Source organism: Tardibacter chloracetimidivorans (assembly GCF_001890385.1).
Lineage (GTDB): Bacteria > Pseudomonadota > Alphaproteobacteria > Sphingomonadales > Sphingomonadaceae > Tardibacter > Tardibacter chloracetimidivorans.
In genome coordinates, this window is record NZ_CP018221.1 from 1,329,794 (window position 1) to 1,346,773 (window position 16,980).

Genomic DNA, 16,980 nt, shown 5'->3' on the forward strand with positions numbered 1-16,980 from the left:
TGGTTGGAATCCGGCTCGGGATTCAGGCTTCGACTTCCGACGCCGCCACCGGCGGATGGAGGCGAAGCCGCTCGATGTGCCGGCTGTCGCCCTTGATCACTTCAAGCTGCCAACCGGTCGGATGCTCGACGATCTCGCCGACCACCGGCACGCGACCGGCGAGAAGGAAGGTCAATCCGCCCAGCGTGTCGACCTCGCCTTCCTCGTCCACCAGCCGCGCGTCCACCTGCTCGGCAACATCTTCCAGCGAAGCGCGTGCATCGGCCTCGAACAGCCCGCCGTCCATCGGCTGGATGGTGCCGGCCACCGCCTCGTCATGCTCGTCCTCGATGTCGCCGACGATCTCCTCGACCAGATCCTCGATCGTCACGATTCCGTCGGTGCCGCCATATTCGTCGACGACGATCGCCAGATGCGTCCGCTCCGCCCGCATGCGGGCCAGAAGATCGAGCACTCCCATGGATTCCGGCACGAAGATCACCGGCCGCATCAGCGATTCAACCGTGGGGTCCGGGCCGTGCGCCGGATCGGCGAGGTGCGCGTAGACATCGCGGACGTGGATCATGCCCTGCACTTCGTCCAACGAACCGGTGAACACCGGGATACGGCTGTGGCCTGCCTCACGGAACAGCGCCACCAGATCGGCAAAGCTTCCCGCGTCGTCAAAGGCGATGATGTCGGATCGCGGCACGGCGACGTCGATCACCCGTCTTTCGCCGAAATGCAGCAGGTTCTTCAGCATCTGACGCTCGACGAGGCTCAGGTCGCCCTGGCCGCCGCCGTTCTCGTCATGCTCCTCTATCGCTTCCTCGATCTGGTCGCGAAGCGTGATTTCGTGATCGTTTCCAAGCAACAGTGCACGCAGGCCCTGCCAAAATCGGCCGCCCGCGTCGCTAGATCGACTTTCTTCAGACATTTCGAGGATCAGGCCTCCGTCACCTGATATGGGTCGGGAATGCCGAGATCGGCAAGCGCGGCGCGTTCAATCGCCTCCATCGCTTCTGCTTCCACTTCCCCCAGTTCATGATCATAGCCTAGCAGGTGGAGTACGCCATGCACAATCAGGTGAACGGCGTGACGTTCCACCGATACGTTCTTTTCAGCCGCCTCGCGCGTGACCACGCCCAGCGCCAGCACGATGTCGCCCAGCAATTCCTCGCCGTCGTCGGTCAGGCTCAACGCCTCGATCTGATCCGGCTCGAACAGCGGGAATGAAAGGACGTTGGTCGGCTTGTCCTTTTGCCGATAGGCGTGGTTCAGCTTGCGCACCTCGGCGTCGTCGGTCAGCCGGATCGATATTTCCGCATCGAACGGCGCTTCGATCAGGCCGCCGAACGGCGTGTGCGACACCGCCGCATGAGCGGCGCCGATCGCAAGCACTTCCCAGTCCGGGTCGTCCGGCCAGCCGGGGCCGACGGATGTCGCAACTTCAAGCATCCGGTCCCTCATAGGCTTCCACGATACGGCCGACGATCGGATGGCGCACCACATCGGCCGCGTTGAAGCGCACGGTCGCGATTCCGTCTATGCCCTCCAGCTTGGCGACGGCGTCGGCAAGGCCGGATTTGCCCGGCTCCGGCAGGTCCACCTGCTTCGGATCGCCGCACACGACCATGCGGCTTCGCATGCCGAAGCGGGTGAGGAACATCTTCATCTGCGCCGGGGTCGTGTTCTGCGCCTCGTCCAGAATCACGAACGCATCGGAGAGCGTGCGGCCGCGCATGAAGGCCAAAGGCGCAATCTCTATCTCGCCGCTTGCGATCCGCCGTTCGACCTGCTCGGTCGGCAACATGTCGTAAAGCGCGTCGTAGAGCGGCCGCAGATAGGGATCGACCTTTTCCTTCATGTCGCCGGGCAGGAAGCCCAGCCGTTCGCCGGCTTCCACCGCCGGGCGCGACAGGATCAGTCGGTCGACCGATCCGGCGACAAGCTGGCTCACCGCCTGCGCCACCGCCAGATAGGTCTTGCCCGTTCCCGCTGGGCCAAGCGCGAAGATGATGTCGTCGCTCGCCAGCGATTCCATGTAGCGGATCTGCGTGCCGGAGCGGGGCACGATGGTCTTGCGGCGGGTGCGGATCATGATCGGCGGGGCTTCGCCGGCCGCCGCCTTCACCACGCCTTCCAGCGACGGATCGGCCGACATTGCGACCGCGCCTTCGACATCGCCCTCGTCGATCGGCTGGCCATGGGTCAGGCGATTGTAAAGCCCGGTCAGCACATCCCTGGCGCGGGCGGCCTGTTCAGCCTCGCCCTCGATCTGGACGCGGTTGCCGCGCGCCGAAATATAAACGCCCAGCCGGTTTTCCAGCGCTACCAGATTCTGGTCATATTCGCCGAACAGCTTTCCCAGCAATTGCGGCCTGTCGAACAATATCTCCAGCCGCGCGCGTTCTCCGGTTTTCGCCTTCTCGGGTTTTCTCGACACTAGGCCGCTACTTTCGCTGGGAGGATGCCGGCCAGACTGTTCGGACCGGCGGAAACGATGTCGACGGTGACGAGATCGCCGATGGCGGCGCCCGCCACCTCGACGTGCACGGACTGAAGCCAGGGGGATTTTCCGACGAGCTGGCCCGTGCGCCTCCCGGGCCGTTCCAGCAGAACGTCCACACGCTTTCCGACGGTTGTCTCGTTGAAGGCGCGCTGCTGGTCGCCGAGCAGCGCCTGCAGGCGCGCCAGCCGGTCTTCCATGACTTCGGCCGCGACCCGTCCCGTCATGTCGGCGGCCGGAGTGCCGGGACGCGGCGAGTATTTGAAGGAATAGGCCTGGGCGTAGTTCACCGCCCGCACGATCTCCAGCGTGTCGAGGAACTCCGCTTCCGTCTCCCCCGGAAAGCCGACGATGAAATCGCCCGAAATGGCGATGTCCGGCCGCGCCGCCCGTACCCGCTCGATGATGCGCAGATAGCTTTCCCGGCTGTGGCTGCGGTTCATAGCCTTCAGCACGCGATCATTCCCCGACTGAACCGGCAGGTGCAGATAGGGCATCAGCTTTTCGACCTCGGCATGGGCGCGGATCAGCCCCTCCGTCATGTCGTTGGGATGGGAGGTGGTGTAGCGGATGCGCTTCACGCCCGGCAACGCGTCGAGCGCGCGGACAAGCGCGTCCAGCCCGACATCCGCGCCCTTGTCGTCGCTGCCCGTCCAGGCGTTCACATTCTGGCCCAGCAGCGTGATCTCGCGCGCGCCGCCGTCCACAAGCGCCCGCGCCTCGTCCATAACGGCCGCAAAGCTGCGCGAAAGCTCGGCCCCGCGCGTATAGGGCACCACGCAATAGGTGCAGAACTTGTCGCAGCCTTCCTGCACGGTGAGAAAGGCAGACGCACCCTGGCGGCTACGTTTCGGAAGCGCATCGAACTTCGAGACCGGCGGCATGTCGGTATCTATCGCGCGGCGTTCACCTGCCTGGCGGATCAGTTCCGGCAGGCGGTGATAAGCCTGCGGTCCGACGACGACATCGACCGAGGGCGCACGCCGGACGATTTCCTCGCCCTCCGCCTGGGCGACGCACCCGGCGACCACCACCCGGCTTCCGGCGTTGTTCTTCTTCAGACGTCCGATTTCGGAATAGACCTTTTCGGCCGCCTTTTCACGAATATGACAGGTGTTCAGGACCACGAGATCGGCCGATTCGGCATCGGTCGCGGCCGCCATGCCTTCTGCGGCAAGCAGTTCCGCCATGCGCTCGCTGTCATAGACGTTCATCTGACAGCCGAAGGATTTGACGAAATAGTTCTTCGGTTTTTTTGGGGATTCGGTCATGCGGCGGGGGCTATAGCCTGCACCGGGGAATTATGACAGAGCGCGGATCAGCGCTCGCGCGAAAGCGCAACGCCATAAAGCTCCATCCTGTGGTCCACCAGCCGGAAGCCAAGCTTTTCGGCGATCTTGCGCTGAAGTTCTTCCAGATCGGGATCGACAAACTCGATCACCTTGCCCGATTCGACATCGATCAGATGATCGTGATGCGTGTCATGCGCGGCTTCATAGCGCGAGCGCCCATCGCCGAAATCGTGCCGCTCCAGAATGCCGGCTTCCTCGAACAACCGCACCGTACGATAGACCGTTGCGATTGAAATGCCCGGATCGACCGCCACCGCGCGGGCGTGCAGCGCCTCCACATCGGGATGGTCCGAAGCGTCGCTCAGCACGCGCGCGATGACGCGCCGCTGTTCGGTTACCCTCAGGCCCTTCTCGTGACAAAGGGTCTCAATATCGATCGCTTGAGCCATGCGCGAAGCTTAGGACCAGCCGACACAAAGGGCAAGTCGCCGCGGCCATATTTCAGGCTGCAGCGACCCCCAAGGCCGTTTATTTACCCTTGGTACGCTTCGTACCCAGGCCGATCTTCATCGCCAGGGAACGGCGCTGCTGCGCATAGTTGGGTGCAACCATCGGATAATCAGCGGCAAGTCCCCATTTGGCGCGATATTGATCCGGCGTCATGCTATAGTGCGTCATCAAGTGACGCTTCAGCATCTTCAGCTTCTTCCCGTCTTCAAGGCAGACAATATAGTCAGGCTTGACAGATGAACGGATCGAAACAGCCGGCTGCGGCTTCTCGTCCAAAGGCTTCTGAGCTGCTCCCGCACCAGCAAGCGCACCATGCACATTCTGGATCAGCGTCGGGAGATCGTTTACGGCAACAGTGTTGTTGCTGACATGGGCCGATACGATGTCGGCGGTTAAGGTGATCAACGTCTCGTTATTGTTTTCCATTACATGGCTCCGGCTTTTTGTTGGCGAACCTCTTGGCCACCGCCCTATTAACATTGACCGGCCGCAATACAAGTATCTTATCGAAGGGAATCATTAACCAAGTCGAGCACCATTGTTGTTGCGTCCCGCAATACAGCGTCTTTTCCCCTGTAATATCCGCTCCTGCGGCCAACCGGACGAAATCCTGCCGACTCATAGAGCATCACCGCATTTTCGTTGTCCGACCTGACTTCCAAATATATCCGCCGAACATTCCGGCGGCGGCACTCGACGATCACTTTATCCAGAAGCGCACGTCCATAGCCCCTGCCCCGCATTTTTTGGGGAACCGCAATCAACATCAGCTCGGCTTCGTCCAGTACCGACCGGGCTACGGCAAAGCCGCAGATCCGCTCTTCCACCTCAAGCACGAGCATCCAGTTACCCGGCCCCAGCAGAAGGGCCGATAACTGGGTTTCAGACCAGGCTTCGCCGTATAGCGGATCGAACGCATCTTCCATCACCGGCATGACGGCCGACACATCGTGCCAGTCGGCGATGCGGATCACATGGTTCATCCCGCCGACGGCCTCGCATCGGGGAGGCGACCATAAATCGGGACCGGCGGCAGGCTACGGTCTGCTTCCGCCAGGAGCCGCACGTCCGCGGCGCGCGGAGCCGACATGCCCGTTCGCCCCGCCCAGCCCGCGGCCGCCAGAGCGGGTGCCCCGGACCCCAAAGCGAGCGGGATGTCCTTGCACATTGCCGCAGCCTCCTCCGGAACCAGCGATTTGAGCGGCCCCAGAGCACCGAAGGGCGCGCGCTGGAAGCATTGCACGAAAAGTTGACCGTGTCCGCCCGCCATCACTACTGCAATAGCGTGTCCGTCATGGATGCTGAACCCTGACGCCGCAATCAGCGTCATCGCCGAATATCCGGAGACCGGCACCTGCCAGCCAAGCGCAAGCGCGCGCGCGGCGGCGATCCCGACACGAACGCCGGTGAAGCTGCCCGGCCCGCAATCCACCAGTATGCGGCCCGGCCTGCGTCCTTGCAGCAGATCGCCGATCATCGGGATCAGCCGCTCGGCATGTCCGCGCCCCACCATTTCGTGCCGCTCGTCGACAATGGTCGCGCCAACAATCAGCGCCGCCGAGCAAGCCGTCTCGGCGGTTTCGATAGCTAGCAGCACGGGCGCTCCCGGATCAGTTCGTCAGATGATCTTGCAGGCGGCGTCGAAGCCGAGACGAGGCAGCCTGCCGAAGATGCTTTCCGGATCGCCATAGCCGAAGGTGGCGATGAAATTGGATTTGATCGACGTGCCGGCGAAGAATGTCTCATCGGCCCGGGCATTGTCGAAGCCCGACATAGGGCCGACGTCCAGGCCGATCGCGCGCGCCGCTACGATGAAATAGGCGCCCTGCAGGCTGGAATTGCGAAAGGCGGTCGTCTCCAGCATCGCGCCGGAAAACCAGTGCTTGGCATCCGGATTGTGCGGGAAGACTTCCGGCATCCTTTCAGGAAAATCCATGTCCATCCCGACAACCACCGCCGCAGGGGCCTTGCGGATTTTGGCGGCGTTGGCCTCGCTCGCGACGGACGCCAGCTTTTCCTTGGAGTCCTGGCTCAGACAAAACACAAATCGCGCCGGCTGCACATTGGCCGATGTCGGCCCCATCTTCAGCAGATCGTAGATCGCCTCGATCTGAACGCGGGTGACCGGCCTGTCGAGATAACCGTTATAGCTGCGCGCGCTGCGGAAGATCAGATCCAGATCATTGTCGCTCAATATCTCGGTCGCCACTGCAATCCCCCTTTTCGATTCAACCCCGTCTGCGCGTCAAAGAGCGCGCACGTCCGTCACTTCGGGCACATAATGCTTGAGCAGTGTCTCAATGCCCTGTTTCAATGTCATTGCGGATGACGGACAGCCCGAACAAGCCCCCTGCATCTGCAGATAGACCACACCCTTGTCGAAGCCGCGGTAGACGATATCGCCGCCGTCGCGCGCCACGGCGGGGCGAATGCGCGTCTCGATCAGGTCGTTGATCTGGGCGACGATATCGGCATCTTCCGGATTATCGGGCGGAAGGTCCGGCGCGATATCAATGGCGTCCGCGCCGCCGCCCTGAAACAGGGGCGCACCGCTTGCGAAATGATCGACCAGAATGCCGAGCGCCAGCGGCTTCAGCTCCTGCCAGTCGGCGCTGCCTTCGGCCTTCTTCACGGAAATGAAGTCCCGACCGTAGAAAACGCCGGTCACGTCGCCGAGCGAAAAGAGCGCGCTCGCCAGTGGAGACGCCTCGGCATCTTCCGGGCTGGTGAACTCGCGCGTCCCGCTGCCGAGCACTTCGCGGCCGGGCAGGAACTTCAGGGTCGCCGGGTTGGGCGTGCGTTCGGTTTCAATAAGCATGGGCTGCATTTGGCGATAGATGGGGCCGGGATCAAGGGCTGCGCCTTGTCACCCACTCCTTCACATGGCGGGTGGCCGCCTCCGGACTGGCGGGAAACGGCCGGTGGAAAGGTCAAAGGACATATTTGCTGAGATCGGTATTGCGCGCGATCTCGCTCAACTGCTTTTCCACAAATGCCCGGTCGATCGCCACCGTCTGCCCCTGCCGGGCCTCCGCATCGAAGCTGATGTCCTCCAGCAGCTTTTCCATCACCGTCTGCAGACGCCGCGCCCCGATATTCTCGATCTCGGCGTTCACCTGCGCGGCGATGCGGGCGATGGCGGCGATGCCGTCCTCGCTGAACTCCAGCGCCACCTCCTCGGTCCCCAGAAGCGCCTGATACTGACGGATCAGCGAGGCTTCGGTGTCGGTGAGGATGTGGACGAAATCCGCCTCGGTAAGGCCCTTCAACTCGACGCGGATCGGCAGCCGCCCCTGCAGTTCCGGCAACAGGTCGGAAGGTTTGGCGACGTGGAACGCGCCGGATGCGATGAAGAGGACATGGTCGGTCTTCACCGGCCCGTATTTCGTGGCCACCGTCGTCCCTTCGATCAGCGGCAGCAGGTCGCGCTGGACGCCTTCGCGGCTGACCGACCCGCCGCGCACATCCGATGTGGCGATCTTGTCGACCTCATCCAGAAAGACGATCCCGTTCGCCTCGGCATTCGACAGCGCCTCGCGCGAAATCTCGTCCTGGTCGAGCCGGCGGTCCGCCTCTTCCTCTACCAGCTTGGCGAATGCGGCGGGCACCTTCAGGCGGCGGCGCTTGGTGCGCTGGCCCATCTTGCCCAACATGTCGCCCAGGTTGATCATGCCGATCTGCCCGCCGCCCATGCCGGAAAGGTCGAGAGGCATATTGGGCGCTTCTTCCACCTCGATCTCCACCTCGCTCTCGGTCAGATGGCCATCCCTGAACCGCTGGCGGAAGGCGGAACGGGTTGCCTCGGAGGCATCCTTGCCGACCAGCGCATCCAGCAGCCGCGCCTCGGCGGCTTCCTCCGCCTTCTCGCGCACAGCCTCGCGGCGCACATCGCGGGTCAGACGGATCGATTCTTCCACCAGATCGCGGATGATCGATTCCACGTCGCGGCCGACATAGCCAACCTCGGTGAACTTGGTCGCTTCCACCTTCACGAACGGGGCCTGCGCCAGCTTTGCGAGACGGCGGCTGATCTCGGTCTTGCCGCAGCCGGTCGGCCCGATCATCAATATGTTCTTGGGCGTCACTTCGTCGCGCAGCGCTGAATCGAGCTGCTGCCGACGCCAGCGATTGCGCAGCGCCACCGCGACGGCGCGCTTGGCGTCCTTCTGGCCGATGATATAGCGGTCAAGTTCGGCGACCACGGCCGAAGGCGTCAGTTTATCGATACTCATTCGTTTCCGTTTCTTCTCCACGTCAATCCACTAGATTGAGGAATCCAGCGACTCCACCGTCACATTCTCGTTGGTGTAGACGCAGACATCGGCTGCGATCTGCATGGCCTTGCGCGCGATCTTCTCGGCGTCCTCCTCATAGTCCATCAGCGCCCGGGCTGCCGACAGGGCATAGTTGCCGCCAGAACCGATGGCGGCGATCCCGTCGGCCGGCTCCAGCACATCGCCTGTACCGGTGAGGATCAGCGTCACATTGGCGTCGGCCACCGCCATCATCGCTTCCAGCCTGCGCAGATAGCGATCCGTCCGCCAGTCCTTGGCAAGCTCCACCGCCGCCCGCATCAGCTGGCCGGGATGTCGCTCCAGCTTGGTCTCCAGCCGCTCGAACAGGGTGAAGGCGTCGGCCGTGGCCCCGGCAAAGCCGCCGATCACCGATCCGTCGCCCAGCTTGCGCACCTTGCGGGCATTGGCCTTTATCACCGTCTGCCCCAGCGAGACCTGTCCGTCGCCCGCCACCACCACCTTTCCGTTCTTGCGCACCGAAAGAATGGTCGTGCCGTGCCAGCTTGTGTTGTCGCTCATGGGATCTCCGAAGAAGCTGTTCGAAACCATATAGGAAGGAGGCGATGGGGATGCTAGGCGATGGCGTTTCAAACTGCTAAGGGCGCGGCCATCATGCGCACCGCCACCATCAGACGCGATACGACCGAAACGCAGATCCTGGTCGAGCTGAACCTCGACGGCGCCGGGGTGTACGAGGTTTCGACCGGCATCGGCTTTCTCGATCACATGCTGGAGCAGCTTTCGCGCCATTCGCTGATCGACCTGAAGGTCGACGCCAAGGGCGATCTCCACATCGACCAGCATCACACGACGGAAGACACCGCAATCGCCATCGGCGAGGCGCTGTCAAAGGCGCTGGGCGACCGCAAGGGCATCACCCGCTACGGCCACGCCTATGCGCCGATGGACGAGACGCTGAGCCGGGTCGCGCTCGACATTTCCGGGCGGCCGTTCACCGTGTGGAGGGCGGAGTTCAGCCAGAAGCGCCTCGGCGATTTCGATACCGAACTGTTCGAGCACTGGTTCCAGTCCTTCGCGCAGGCGGCGGGAATAACCCTGCACGTCGAGACGCTCCACGGGCGCAACAACCACCACATCATCGAAAGCATCTTCAAGGCGACCGCGCGGGCGCTTCGAACTGCGGTCGAAATAGACACGCGCAAGGCCGACAGCGTCCCTTCCACCAAGGGGACGCTCGGCGGCGCGGACTGATGGCTGAAAAGATCGCGATCGTCGATTATGGCGCTGGCAATCTCCGCTCGGTCGCCAACGCGCTTGCCGTCGCCGCCGGGACGCGCGCCGTCAATGTGGTCACCACCGGCGCGCCGGAAGACGTGCGAACCGCAGACCGCGTCATCCTTCCCGGAGTGGGCGCGTTCGGCCAATGTGCCGCGGCGCTGCGCGCGCTTCCGGGCATGGAAGACGCGCTTGAGGAGGCCGTGGTCCGCAAGGGCCGGCCGTTCCTCGGCATTTGCGTCGGCATGCAGCTTATGGCGGACAGCGGGCAGGAACATGGGGTCCACAAGGGCCTTGGCTGGATCGGCGGCGATGTCGTGCGGCTTCAGCCCGCCGACATGGGGCTGAAGATTCCCCATATGGGCTGGAACAGGGTGGAGCCGGCCACGGCCCCTTCGCCGATCGAGCCGGGCGAGGCCTATTTCGTCCACAGCTATCATTTTCGCGTCGCCGATCCCGCCCATCTGGCGGCGACCACCGATTACGGCCAGCGGATCACCGCCGCAGTCGCCCGCGACAATCTGCTTGGCGTGCAGTTTCACCCCGAAAAGAGCCAGCGCTACGGACTGGCGCTGCTCGAACGCTTTCTCGACTGGAACCCATAGAAAAAATGTCGCTCATCATCTTTCCAGCCATTGATCTTAAAGGCGGGCAGGTCGTTCGTCTTGCCGAAGGCGACATGGATCGCGCCACCGTCTATGCTGATGATCCGGCGGGCCAGGCAGAGCTTTTCCACAAGCAGAACGCCACCCATCTGCATGTCGTCGATCTGGACGGCGCCTTTGCCGGTTGCTCCGTCAACACCGAGGCAGTCGAAGGCATATTGAAGGCGTTCAAGGGCAAGGTGCAGCTTGGCGGCGGAATCCGCGACCGCGCGGCGATCGATCGCTGGCTTTCGCTTGGCGTTCACCGTGTCGTGATCGGCACCGCGGCGCTCGAGAATCCCGAGCTGATCCGCGAGGCGGCGCGCGACTACCCCGGCCGCATCGTCGTCGCGGTCGATGCGAAGGACGGCATGGTCGCCACGCGCGGCTGGGCCGATGTCTCCACCATTACGGCGGTCGATCTGGCCTGCCGGTTCAACGATGCGGGCGTCGCGTCGATCCTGTTCACCGACGTCGGCCGCGACGGGTTGCTGAAGGGCGCGAACATCAAGGCGACCGTCCATCTCGCACGCAAGACGAACATGCCCGTCATCGCAAGCGGCGGCGTGGCCGATCTGGGCGACATACTCGCGCTCGCCCGCGCCCATGCCGAGGGAATCGAAGGCGTGATCACCGGCCGCGCCATCTATGACGGGCGGCTCCAGCTTGCCGATGCGCTGGAGATAGCGGGACGCCAGCCGGGATGACCGTCGCCGTCCGCATCATCCCCTGCCTCGACGTGGCCGGCGGCCGCGTCGTGAAGGGCGTGAACTTCGTTTCCCTGAAGGACGCGGGCGATCCTGTCGAACAGGCGCGCATCTATGACGCGCAGGGCGCGGACGAGCTTTGCTTCCTCGACATCACCGCCAGCCATGAAGGACGCGGCACGATTCTGGATGTCGTCACCCGAACGGCGTCGGTCTGCTTCATGCCGCTGACGGTCGGCGGCGGCGTCCGTTCGGTGGAGGATGCACGCGCCCTGCTGCTTGCCGGAGCCGACAAGGTCGCGGTCAATTCGGCAGCCGTCGCCCGGCCGGAGCTGGTCGGCGAGATGGCGCGCCAGTTCGGCGATCAATGCGTGGTGGGTGCGGTCGATGCGCGCGCGGCCACGCCCGGCAGGTGGGAGGTCTTCACCCACGGCGGCCGTCGCCCCACAGGCATTGACGCGGTCGAACATGCCGTTCGCCTCGCCAGCCTTGGCGCGGGCGAAATCCTTCTCACCTCGATGGATCGGGACGGCACCCGCGACGGCTATGACCTGGCGCTCACCCGCGCGATCGCCGACCGCGTGACTGTTCCCGTCATCGCATCGGGCGGCGTCGGCAACGTGCAGCACCTTGTGGAGGGCGTGCGCGAAGGTCACGCCAGCGCGGTGCTTGCCGCTTCCATCTTCCACTTCGGCCAGCACAGCCTCGCCGAAGCCCGCGACGCGCTGAGACAGGCCGGGCTGCCCGTGCGAAGCTGCTGAACCCCGGCGTTAACGACTGTCGGAAAATTTTACAGTTCGAACCGAGGACCAGTCGAGCCGTTCCGGAGGCAGTCCGATTTAATGTTGGTTAACGGCCGAGCAAGTCTCTCATAACATGAATTAATGTTGGTTAATCAGCCACTTGTTAACCATCATTAAAAGTCGGTAGATCATACAGCTGCCCGTTTTGCAATCAGGTCGAAACCACCGCCGCGCCCGTAAAGCGGCGATATTAACCATCATGGCACAGGCTTTGCTGCTCTTCCGGCGCGGGTGTATCGCACGTCGGGAGGAAGTAGATGAAAGTTCAAGCATTGTTACCGCTGATGGCCGCCACTGTGGCTATTGCGCCAAGTCCGGTTTCGGCCGCCATATTGATAGAAGACATCGAAAGCGCGGTTGCCATTCCGGACAATTTCTCGTTCAAGACGGAACTTGAAGCGGATTATTCTCTGGTGTCGCAAACCGGCGACCTCAGCAGCATTTCGGTTACGGCCCCGGCACGGATCAATTTCTATGCGCTTGGTTCCGAGAGCGGTCTTGAGAACACATTCCTGTTCGGGGCGCTCAGCCACACCGAGGCCGATTACGCCTATGATCCCACACGCCTGATCGGATCGGCCGACTTCACCTCTCCGGGATCGTTCGGAGGGCTGGTATTCATGTCCGACGGCGGGTTACCGGCGGTTCCCGGTCTTTCAAACTTCGGCATATTCCTGCCGGTCGGATTTTCGGGGTCCAGCTATCTCACGGACACGCTGGTGTTCGGCTATGACGATGGAGGCGCGTCGGACGACGATTACGATGATTTCGTGATCCTCGCCCAAATATCTCCCATTCCGGAAGCACATACCTGGGCGCTGCTTGTGGCCGGGTTCGGGCTCGTGGGCTGGCAGATGCGTCGCAGTCGGGCCCGGGGTCTTTCCACCGCGGGCTGATGTCATCCATCTGAAAGCCGATGCACCTGCATGGGAGGCCGGTCGCTGCGTGCGGCCGGCTTTTCCCCGTGGAAGGCGGGACAGGCTTCTGGCGCGCGGCGGGTACGTCGCGTAAGAAGCCCCCATGACAGACACGCTCGCCCGCCTCCACGCCACCATCCTTTCCCGTCGGGGAGCGGATGCTTCCACATCCTATACCGCCAGCCTGTTCGCGCGCGGGCGGGCGCGGATTGCCCAGAAGCTCGGCGAGGAAGCGGTGGAAGCCGTGATCGCCGCGATCGGCGACGACCGGGAAAAGCTGGTCGGCGAGGCGGCGGACCTGCTGTTTCATCTTCACGTCCTCCTTGCCGATATGGAGATCGACCCGGCGCAGGTCATGGCAGAACTTGACCGGCGTGAAGGCATCTCCGGCCTTGAGGAAAAGGCATCGCGCAAAAAGGGAGACTGACGACGTGCCGATCGACCCCAAGCTGCCCTATGACGACAACAACATCTTCGCCAAAATCCTGCGCGGCGAGATTCCGTCGAAGAAAGTCTATGAGGACGACGGGATCTACGCCTTTCACGACATCAACCCGCAAGCGCCGGTCCATGTGCTCGTGATCCCCAAGGGCCGCTATGTCTCCTGGATGGACTTCACCGAAAAGGCGTCGGATGGGGAGATCGCTCAGTTCATTCGCGGGGTCGGCAAGGTCGCCGCGATGATGGGCCTGACGGATGATGGCTACCGCCTTCTCGCCAACATCGGCCAGCATGGTCACCAGGAAGTGCCCCACCTTCATGTCCACATCTTCGGGGGCCGCCAGCTCGGCGCGATGTTGCCTCGGGAATGACGGAGGCCGGGGGTCAAACCACTTGACCATGTTGCGCTGCCGCGTCAGCTTGGCCACGGGATGAAGGCAGCGGCGCAAGGCCCGCTCTCACAAGGGGACACATATGCTCTTCTGGCGCGTCAAGCCGCTCGATGCGATTCTGGCGACAGCCGAGAAGAAGGCGCTCCACAGATCCCTTGGTCCCATCCAGCTTACCATGCTGGGCATCGGCGCGATCATCGGCACGGGCATTTTCGTGCTGACGGCGGAAGCCGCGCAAAAGGCCGGTCCCGGCATGATGTTCTCGTTCATCATCGCCGGTTTCGTCTGCGCGGTCGCGGCGCTCTGCTATTCGGAACTGTCGTCGATGGTTCCGGTCTCTGGCTCCGCCTATACCTACACCTATGCCGTAATGGGGGAATTGCTGGCATGGATGGTCGGCTGGGCGCTCATCCTTGAATATGCGGTTGCAGCCAGCGCAGTGTCGGTGGGCTGGTCGGGCTATTTCGTGGGGCTGCTCAGCAGTTCGCTCGACATCGTCGTCCCGCCCGCACTCGCCTCGGGTCCTTATGCCGGTGGCGTGGTGAACCTGCCGGCGCTCCTCATCGCGCTGCTGGTCACCTGGCTGCTGATGATCGGCACAAAGGAAAGCGCCCGCTTCAATGCGGTTCTGGTGGCGGTGAAGGTCACCGCGCTCACGCTGTTCATCGCCCTTACGATCCCGATGATGAAGGGCGTCAATTTCGATCCCTTCGTACCTAATGGCTGGGGCAGCGTCGGCGTGGTCGGCGCGGCGGCGTCGATCTTCTTCGCCTATGTGGGCTTCGATGCGGTGTCGACCGCCGCCGAAGAAACGCGCAATCCCCAGCGCAACGTGCCGATCGGCCTCATCGCCTCGCTTGGCATCTGCACGGTCTTCTACCTTCTGGTATCGGCAGGCGCCATCGGCTCGCTGGGTGCGCAACCGGTCCGGGGCCTGGACGGTGAGATGCTGATGCCGGGGACCGTCGCCCTTGCCGATAGATGCGCGGCACTTACAGCGCTTGGAACGGAACCACTCGTCTGCTCGCGGGAGGCGCTCGCCCATGTGCTGCGCAGCGTCGGCTATGAGCAGATCGGCAATCTCATCGGCCTTGCCGCCTTCCTCGCCCTGCCGTCGGTGGTGTTGATGATGCTGTTCGGCCAGACGCGCATCTTCTTCGTCATGGCGCGCGACGGCCTGCTTCCGGAGAAGCTCGCCAGCATCCACCCCCGGTGGAAGACGCCGCACGTCGTAACCGCAATCACCGGCTTCTTCGTCGCCCTCACCGCCGCCTTCCTACCGGTCGGCAAGCTGGCCGATATTTCCAATTCGGGGACGCTCTTCGCATTCTTCATGGTGGCGCTGTCGGTGATGATCCTGCGCCGCACGGACCCGACGCGGCACCGGCCGTTTCGCACCCCCGCAGTGTGGATCGTCGCCCCGCTTGCCGTGGTCGGCTGCGTGGGGCTCTATGTCTCCCTTCCGTCGGACGCCATGCTCGTGCTGCCCGTCTGGGGCTGTCTCGGCCTGCTGATCTATTTCCTCTACGGCTATCGGAAGAGCCATGTCGCGCGCGGCCTGACGGAGGTGCACGAGGACGATCCGGATGCGCCGCCGCAGCCGGTCCCGCCAATGCCGGACGCGCCTACGCCGGGCTACAAGCAGGCCTGATCCCTACTTGCCTGTCCCATCGTCATGCTGAACTGGTTTCAGCATCCATGAACTCAGGTCGGCGAGAAACGGGCCAGCACGGTGTTCATGGACCCTGAAACAAGTTGGGGTGACGGCCAAGGAGCTATGAAAGACTGGCCACCAAGGCCTTCAGGTCCGCTTCCGGGCGCGCGCCATAATGGCTGATGACTTCGGCCGCCGCGATCGCGCCCATATGCGCGCAGACCGGCAGTTCGCGGTTCTGCGCCAGACCCGCCAGAAACCCGGCTGCAAACAGGTCACCCGCGCCGGTCGTATCGACGATATGCGTGACCGGAGCGGCGGGCACCGGATGCCGCTCGCCACCGGCCAGCACGACTGCGCCTTTTTCCGATCGCGTGATGACCACGACTTCGGCCTTGCCCTCCAGCCAGTCAGCGGCTGAATCGAAGCTGTCGGTCCTCGTCAGCGAGCAGGCCTCGTCCTCGTTGGCGAACAATATGTCGATCGCGCCGCTTTCTATAAGGGTCCGGAAGTCGCTCCGGTGACGGTCCACGCAAAAGCCGTCCGAGAGCGTGAAGGCGACCTTGCGGCCGGCGTTCCGAGCGGTTTCAATCGCAACCCGCATCGCCGCGCGCGGTGCTTCGGGGTCCCACAGATAGCCTTCAAGGTACAGGATCGCCGCAGACCGGATCAGCTCATGGTCGAGGTCGTCCGCGTGCAGGTGCTGGGAAGCGCCGAGAAAGGTGTTCATCGTGCGCTGCGCGTCGGACGTGACAAGGATGAGGCAGCGGGCGGTCGGCGGCTCCTCCGCCCCGGCCGGCGAATCGAAGTGGACGCCGAGCGCGCGTATGTCGTGGCGGAACACTTCGCCAAGCTGGTCGGGGGCGACCCGGCCGATGAACCCGGCCCTGCACCCCAGCGCGGCGACGCCTGCCGCCGTATTCGCCGCAGAACCGCCAGAGGTTTCCCGGCCCGGCGCCATGCGTCCATAGAGCCTTGTCGCCTCCTCTGCGTCGATCAGCCGCATGGAGCCCTTGACCAGCCCTTCAGAGCCGAGGAACGCCTCGTCGGTGGTTGCGATCACATCGACGATGGCGTTGCCGATCGCAAGGACATCCAGCGGCGGATAGGGCATTGGCGGCTTTCCTCGATAGAGAAGTGGAAGGCGCACTGCCTAACGGGCCGCACCGTCTCCCGCAACGGTGATTGACCCGCTGCTTTTGACCGGCCATCACTTTCCCGATGTCGCCACTTTCCCGTTTCCAATCCACCGTCGTCCTGGTGGCGCTGGCCCTGCTGGCCGCATGCGCCCCGTCTCCTCCAGCTCCGGTGACAGCGCCTCCGCCCCTGCCGGTGGCCGGGTTGGAGCGGGTGATGGGCAAGGATGAAAGGGCGCTGTTCGCCCTGTTCGGAGAGCCTGATCTGGACGTCCGGGAAGGCCATGCCCGCAAATATCAGTTCGCAGGGCCGTTCTGCGTGCTGGACGTCTATCTCTATCCCACCAGGGCGGGACTTGCGCCGGTCGTCACCTATGTCGAGGCGCGCGACCTGAAAGGCGCGGACCTGGACCGGGCGTCCTGCATCGCCGCCCTCGCCCGGCGCCCGGCGGCGCGCTAGGGCCA

The 16,980-nt window shown here is 63.5% G+C and carries 22 protein-coding genes; 9 read left to right on the forward strand and 13 right to left on the reverse strand.

Features of this window, described 5'->3' with window-relative positions:
• Positions 1-22: 22 nt before the first annotated feature.
• From BSL82_RS06910 to hslV, 12 genes are all read right to left on the reverse strand, one after another.
• Positions 23-916 (reverse strand): hemolysin family protein, encoded by an 894-nt coding sequence (locus tag BSL82_RS06910; protein WP_072596620.1) that lies wholly within the window; start codon positions 914-916, stop codon positions 23-25.
• Positions 917-924: 8 nt separating this feature from the next.
• Positions 925-1,437 carry an rRNA maturation RNase YbeY gene (gene ybeY / locus BSL82_RS06915; protein WP_072596621.1) on the reverse strand — a complete coding sequence of 171 codons (513 nt, stop codon included), beginning with the start codon at positions 1,435-1,437 and terminating at the stop codon, positions 925-927.
• A complete protein-coding gene (locus tag BSL82_RS06920; RefSeq protein WP_072596622.1) occupies positions 1,430-2,425 on the reverse strand; it encodes a PhoH family protein in 996 nt (331 codons plus the stop codon). The genes ybeY and BSL82_RS06920 overlap by 8 nt, the downstream gene beginning before the upstream one ends.
• Positions 2,425-3,759, reverse strand: coding sequence for a tRNA (N6-isopentenyl adenosine(37)-C2)-methylthiotransferase MiaB (gene miaB, locus BSL82_RS06925; protein WP_072596623.1), 1,335 nt, complete (start codon positions 3,757-3,759; stop codon positions 2,425-2,427). The genes BSL82_RS06920 and miaB overlap by 1 nt, the downstream gene beginning before the upstream one ends.
• Positions 3,760-3,806: 47 nt before the next feature.
• Positions 3,807-4,229, reverse strand: a complete 423-nt coding sequence (locus BSL82_RS06930; RefSeq protein WP_072596624.1) for a Fur family transcriptional regulator — start codon at positions 4,227-4,229, stop codon at positions 3,807-3,809.
• 79 nt (positions 4,230-4,308) lie between these two features.
• On the reverse strand, positions 4,309-4,716 hold the full coding sequence (locus tag BSL82_RS06935) for a Ros/MucR family transcriptional regulator (RefSeq protein ID WP_072596625.1): 408 nt from the start codon (positions 4,714-4,716) through the stop codon (positions 4,309-4,311).
• 77 nt (positions 4,717-4,793) lie between these two features.
• Positions 4,794-5,273 (reverse strand): ribosomal protein S18-alanine N-acetyltransferase, encoded by a 480-nt coding sequence (gene rimI / locus BSL82_RS06940; protein WP_072596626.1) that lies wholly within the window; start codon positions 5,271-5,273, stop codon positions 4,794-4,796.
• Complete coding sequence (gene tsaB / locus BSL82_RS06945) at positions 5,270-5,887, reverse strand: tRNA (adenosine(37)-N6)-threonylcarbamoyltransferase complex dimerization subunit type 1 TsaB (RefSeq protein ID WP_072596627.1); 618 nt, start codon at positions 5,885-5,887, stop codon at positions 5,270-5,272. Before tsaB ends, rimI begins: the two co-directional genes overlap by 4 nt.
• A gap of 21 nt (positions 5,888-5,908) precedes the next feature.
• Positions 5,909-6,499, reverse strand: coding sequence for a malonic semialdehyde reductase (locus BSL82_RS06950; RefSeq protein WP_072596628.1), 591 nt, complete (start codon positions 6,497-6,499; stop codon positions 5,909-5,911).
• A gap of 36 nt (positions 6,500-6,535) precedes the next feature.
• Positions 6,536-7,108, reverse strand: coding sequence for a NifU family protein (locus tag BSL82_RS06955; protein ID WP_193408597.1), 573 nt, complete (start codon positions 7,106-7,108; stop codon positions 6,536-6,538).
• 112 nt (positions 7,109-7,220) lie between these two features.
• Positions 7,221-8,522: an ATP-dependent protease ATPase subunit HslU gene (gene hslU / locus BSL82_RS06960; RefSeq protein WP_072596630.1), complete on the reverse strand. Its 1,302-nt coding sequence runs from the start codon at positions 8,520-8,522 to the stop codon at positions 7,221-7,223.
• A gap of 30 nt (positions 8,523-8,552) precedes the next feature.
• Positions 8,553-9,104, reverse strand: coding sequence for an ATP-dependent protease subunit HslV (gene hslV / locus BSL82_RS06965; RefSeq protein ID WP_072596631.1), 552 nt, complete (start codon positions 9,102-9,104; stop codon positions 8,553-8,555).
• Positions 9,105-9,197: 93 nt separating this feature from the next.
• On the opposite strand from hslV, the gene hisB reads away from it, so the two are divergent.
• The 8 genes from hisB (at position 9,198) to BSL82_RS07005 (ending at position 15,376) form a co-directional block, all read left to right on the forward strand.
• Positions 9,198-9,797, forward strand: a complete 600-nt coding sequence (hisB, locus tag BSL82_RS06970; RefSeq protein WP_072598652.1) for an imidazoleglycerol-phosphate dehydratase HisB — start codon at positions 9,198-9,200, stop codon at positions 9,795-9,797.
• Positions 9,797-10,426: an imidazole glycerol phosphate synthase subunit HisH gene (hisH, locus tag BSL82_RS06975; protein WP_072596632.1), complete on the forward strand. Its 630-nt coding sequence runs from the start codon at positions 9,797-9,799 to the stop codon at positions 10,424-10,426. Before hisB ends, hisH begins: the two co-directional genes overlap by 1 nt.
• Before the next feature lie 5 nt (positions 10,427-10,431).
• Positions 10,432-11,172 carry a 1-(5-phosphoribosyl)-5-[(5-phosphoribosylamino)methylideneamino]imidazole-4-carboxamide isomerase gene (gene hisA, locus BSL82_RS06980; RefSeq protein WP_072596633.1) on the forward strand — a complete coding sequence of 247 codons (741 nt, stop codon included), beginning with the start codon at positions 10,432-10,434 and terminating at the stop codon, positions 11,170-11,172.
• Positions 11,169-11,933, forward strand: coding sequence for an imidazole glycerol phosphate synthase subunit HisF (gene hisF / locus BSL82_RS06985; RefSeq protein ID WP_072596634.1), 765 nt, complete (start codon positions 11,169-11,171; stop codon positions 11,931-11,933). The genes hisA and hisF overlap by 4 nt, the downstream gene beginning before the upstream one ends.
• Positions 11,934-12,232: 299 nt before the next feature.
• A complete protein-coding gene (locus tag BSL82_RS06990) occupies positions 12,233-12,871 on the forward strand; it encodes a PEP-CTERM sorting domain-containing protein (protein WP_226998656.1) in 639 nt (212 codons plus the stop codon).
• 124 nt (positions 12,872-12,995) lie between these two features.
• On the forward strand, positions 12,996-13,319 hold the full coding sequence (locus BSL82_RS06995; protein WP_072596636.1) for a phosphoribosyl-ATP diphosphatase: 324 nt from the start codon (positions 12,996-12,998) through the stop codon (positions 13,317-13,319).
• Positions 13,320-13,323: 4 nt separating this feature from the next.
• The gene (locus tag BSL82_RS07000; protein ID WP_072596637.1) at positions 13,324-13,704 is read left to right on the forward strand and encodes a histidine triad nucleotide-binding protein; all 381 of its coding nucleotides are present in this window, start codon (positions 13,324-13,326) and stop codon (positions 13,702-13,704) included.
• 103 nt (positions 13,705-13,807) lie between these two features.
• Positions 13,808-15,376: an amino acid permease gene (locus BSL82_RS07005; protein WP_072596638.1), complete on the forward strand. Its 1,569-nt coding sequence runs from the start codon at positions 13,808-13,810 to the stop codon at positions 15,374-15,376.
• A gap of 124 nt (positions 15,377-15,500) precedes the next feature.
• On the opposite strand, the gene BSL82_RS07010 is transcribed toward BSL82_RS07005, so the two are convergent.
• On the reverse strand, positions 15,501-16,493 hold the full coding sequence (locus BSL82_RS07010; protein WP_072596639.1) for an adenosine kinase: 993 nt from the start codon (positions 16,491-16,493) through the stop codon (positions 15,501-15,503).
• A gap of 107 nt (positions 16,494-16,600) precedes the next feature.
• Between BSL82_RS07010 and BSL82_RS07015 the strand changes: the two genes are divergently transcribed.
• On the forward strand, positions 16,601-16,975 hold the full coding sequence (locus BSL82_RS07015; RefSeq protein ID WP_072596640.1) for a hypothetical protein: 375 nt from the start codon (positions 16,601-16,603) through the stop codon (positions 16,973-16,975).
• The last annotated feature ends 5 nt before the right edge of the window (positions 16,976-16,980 follow it).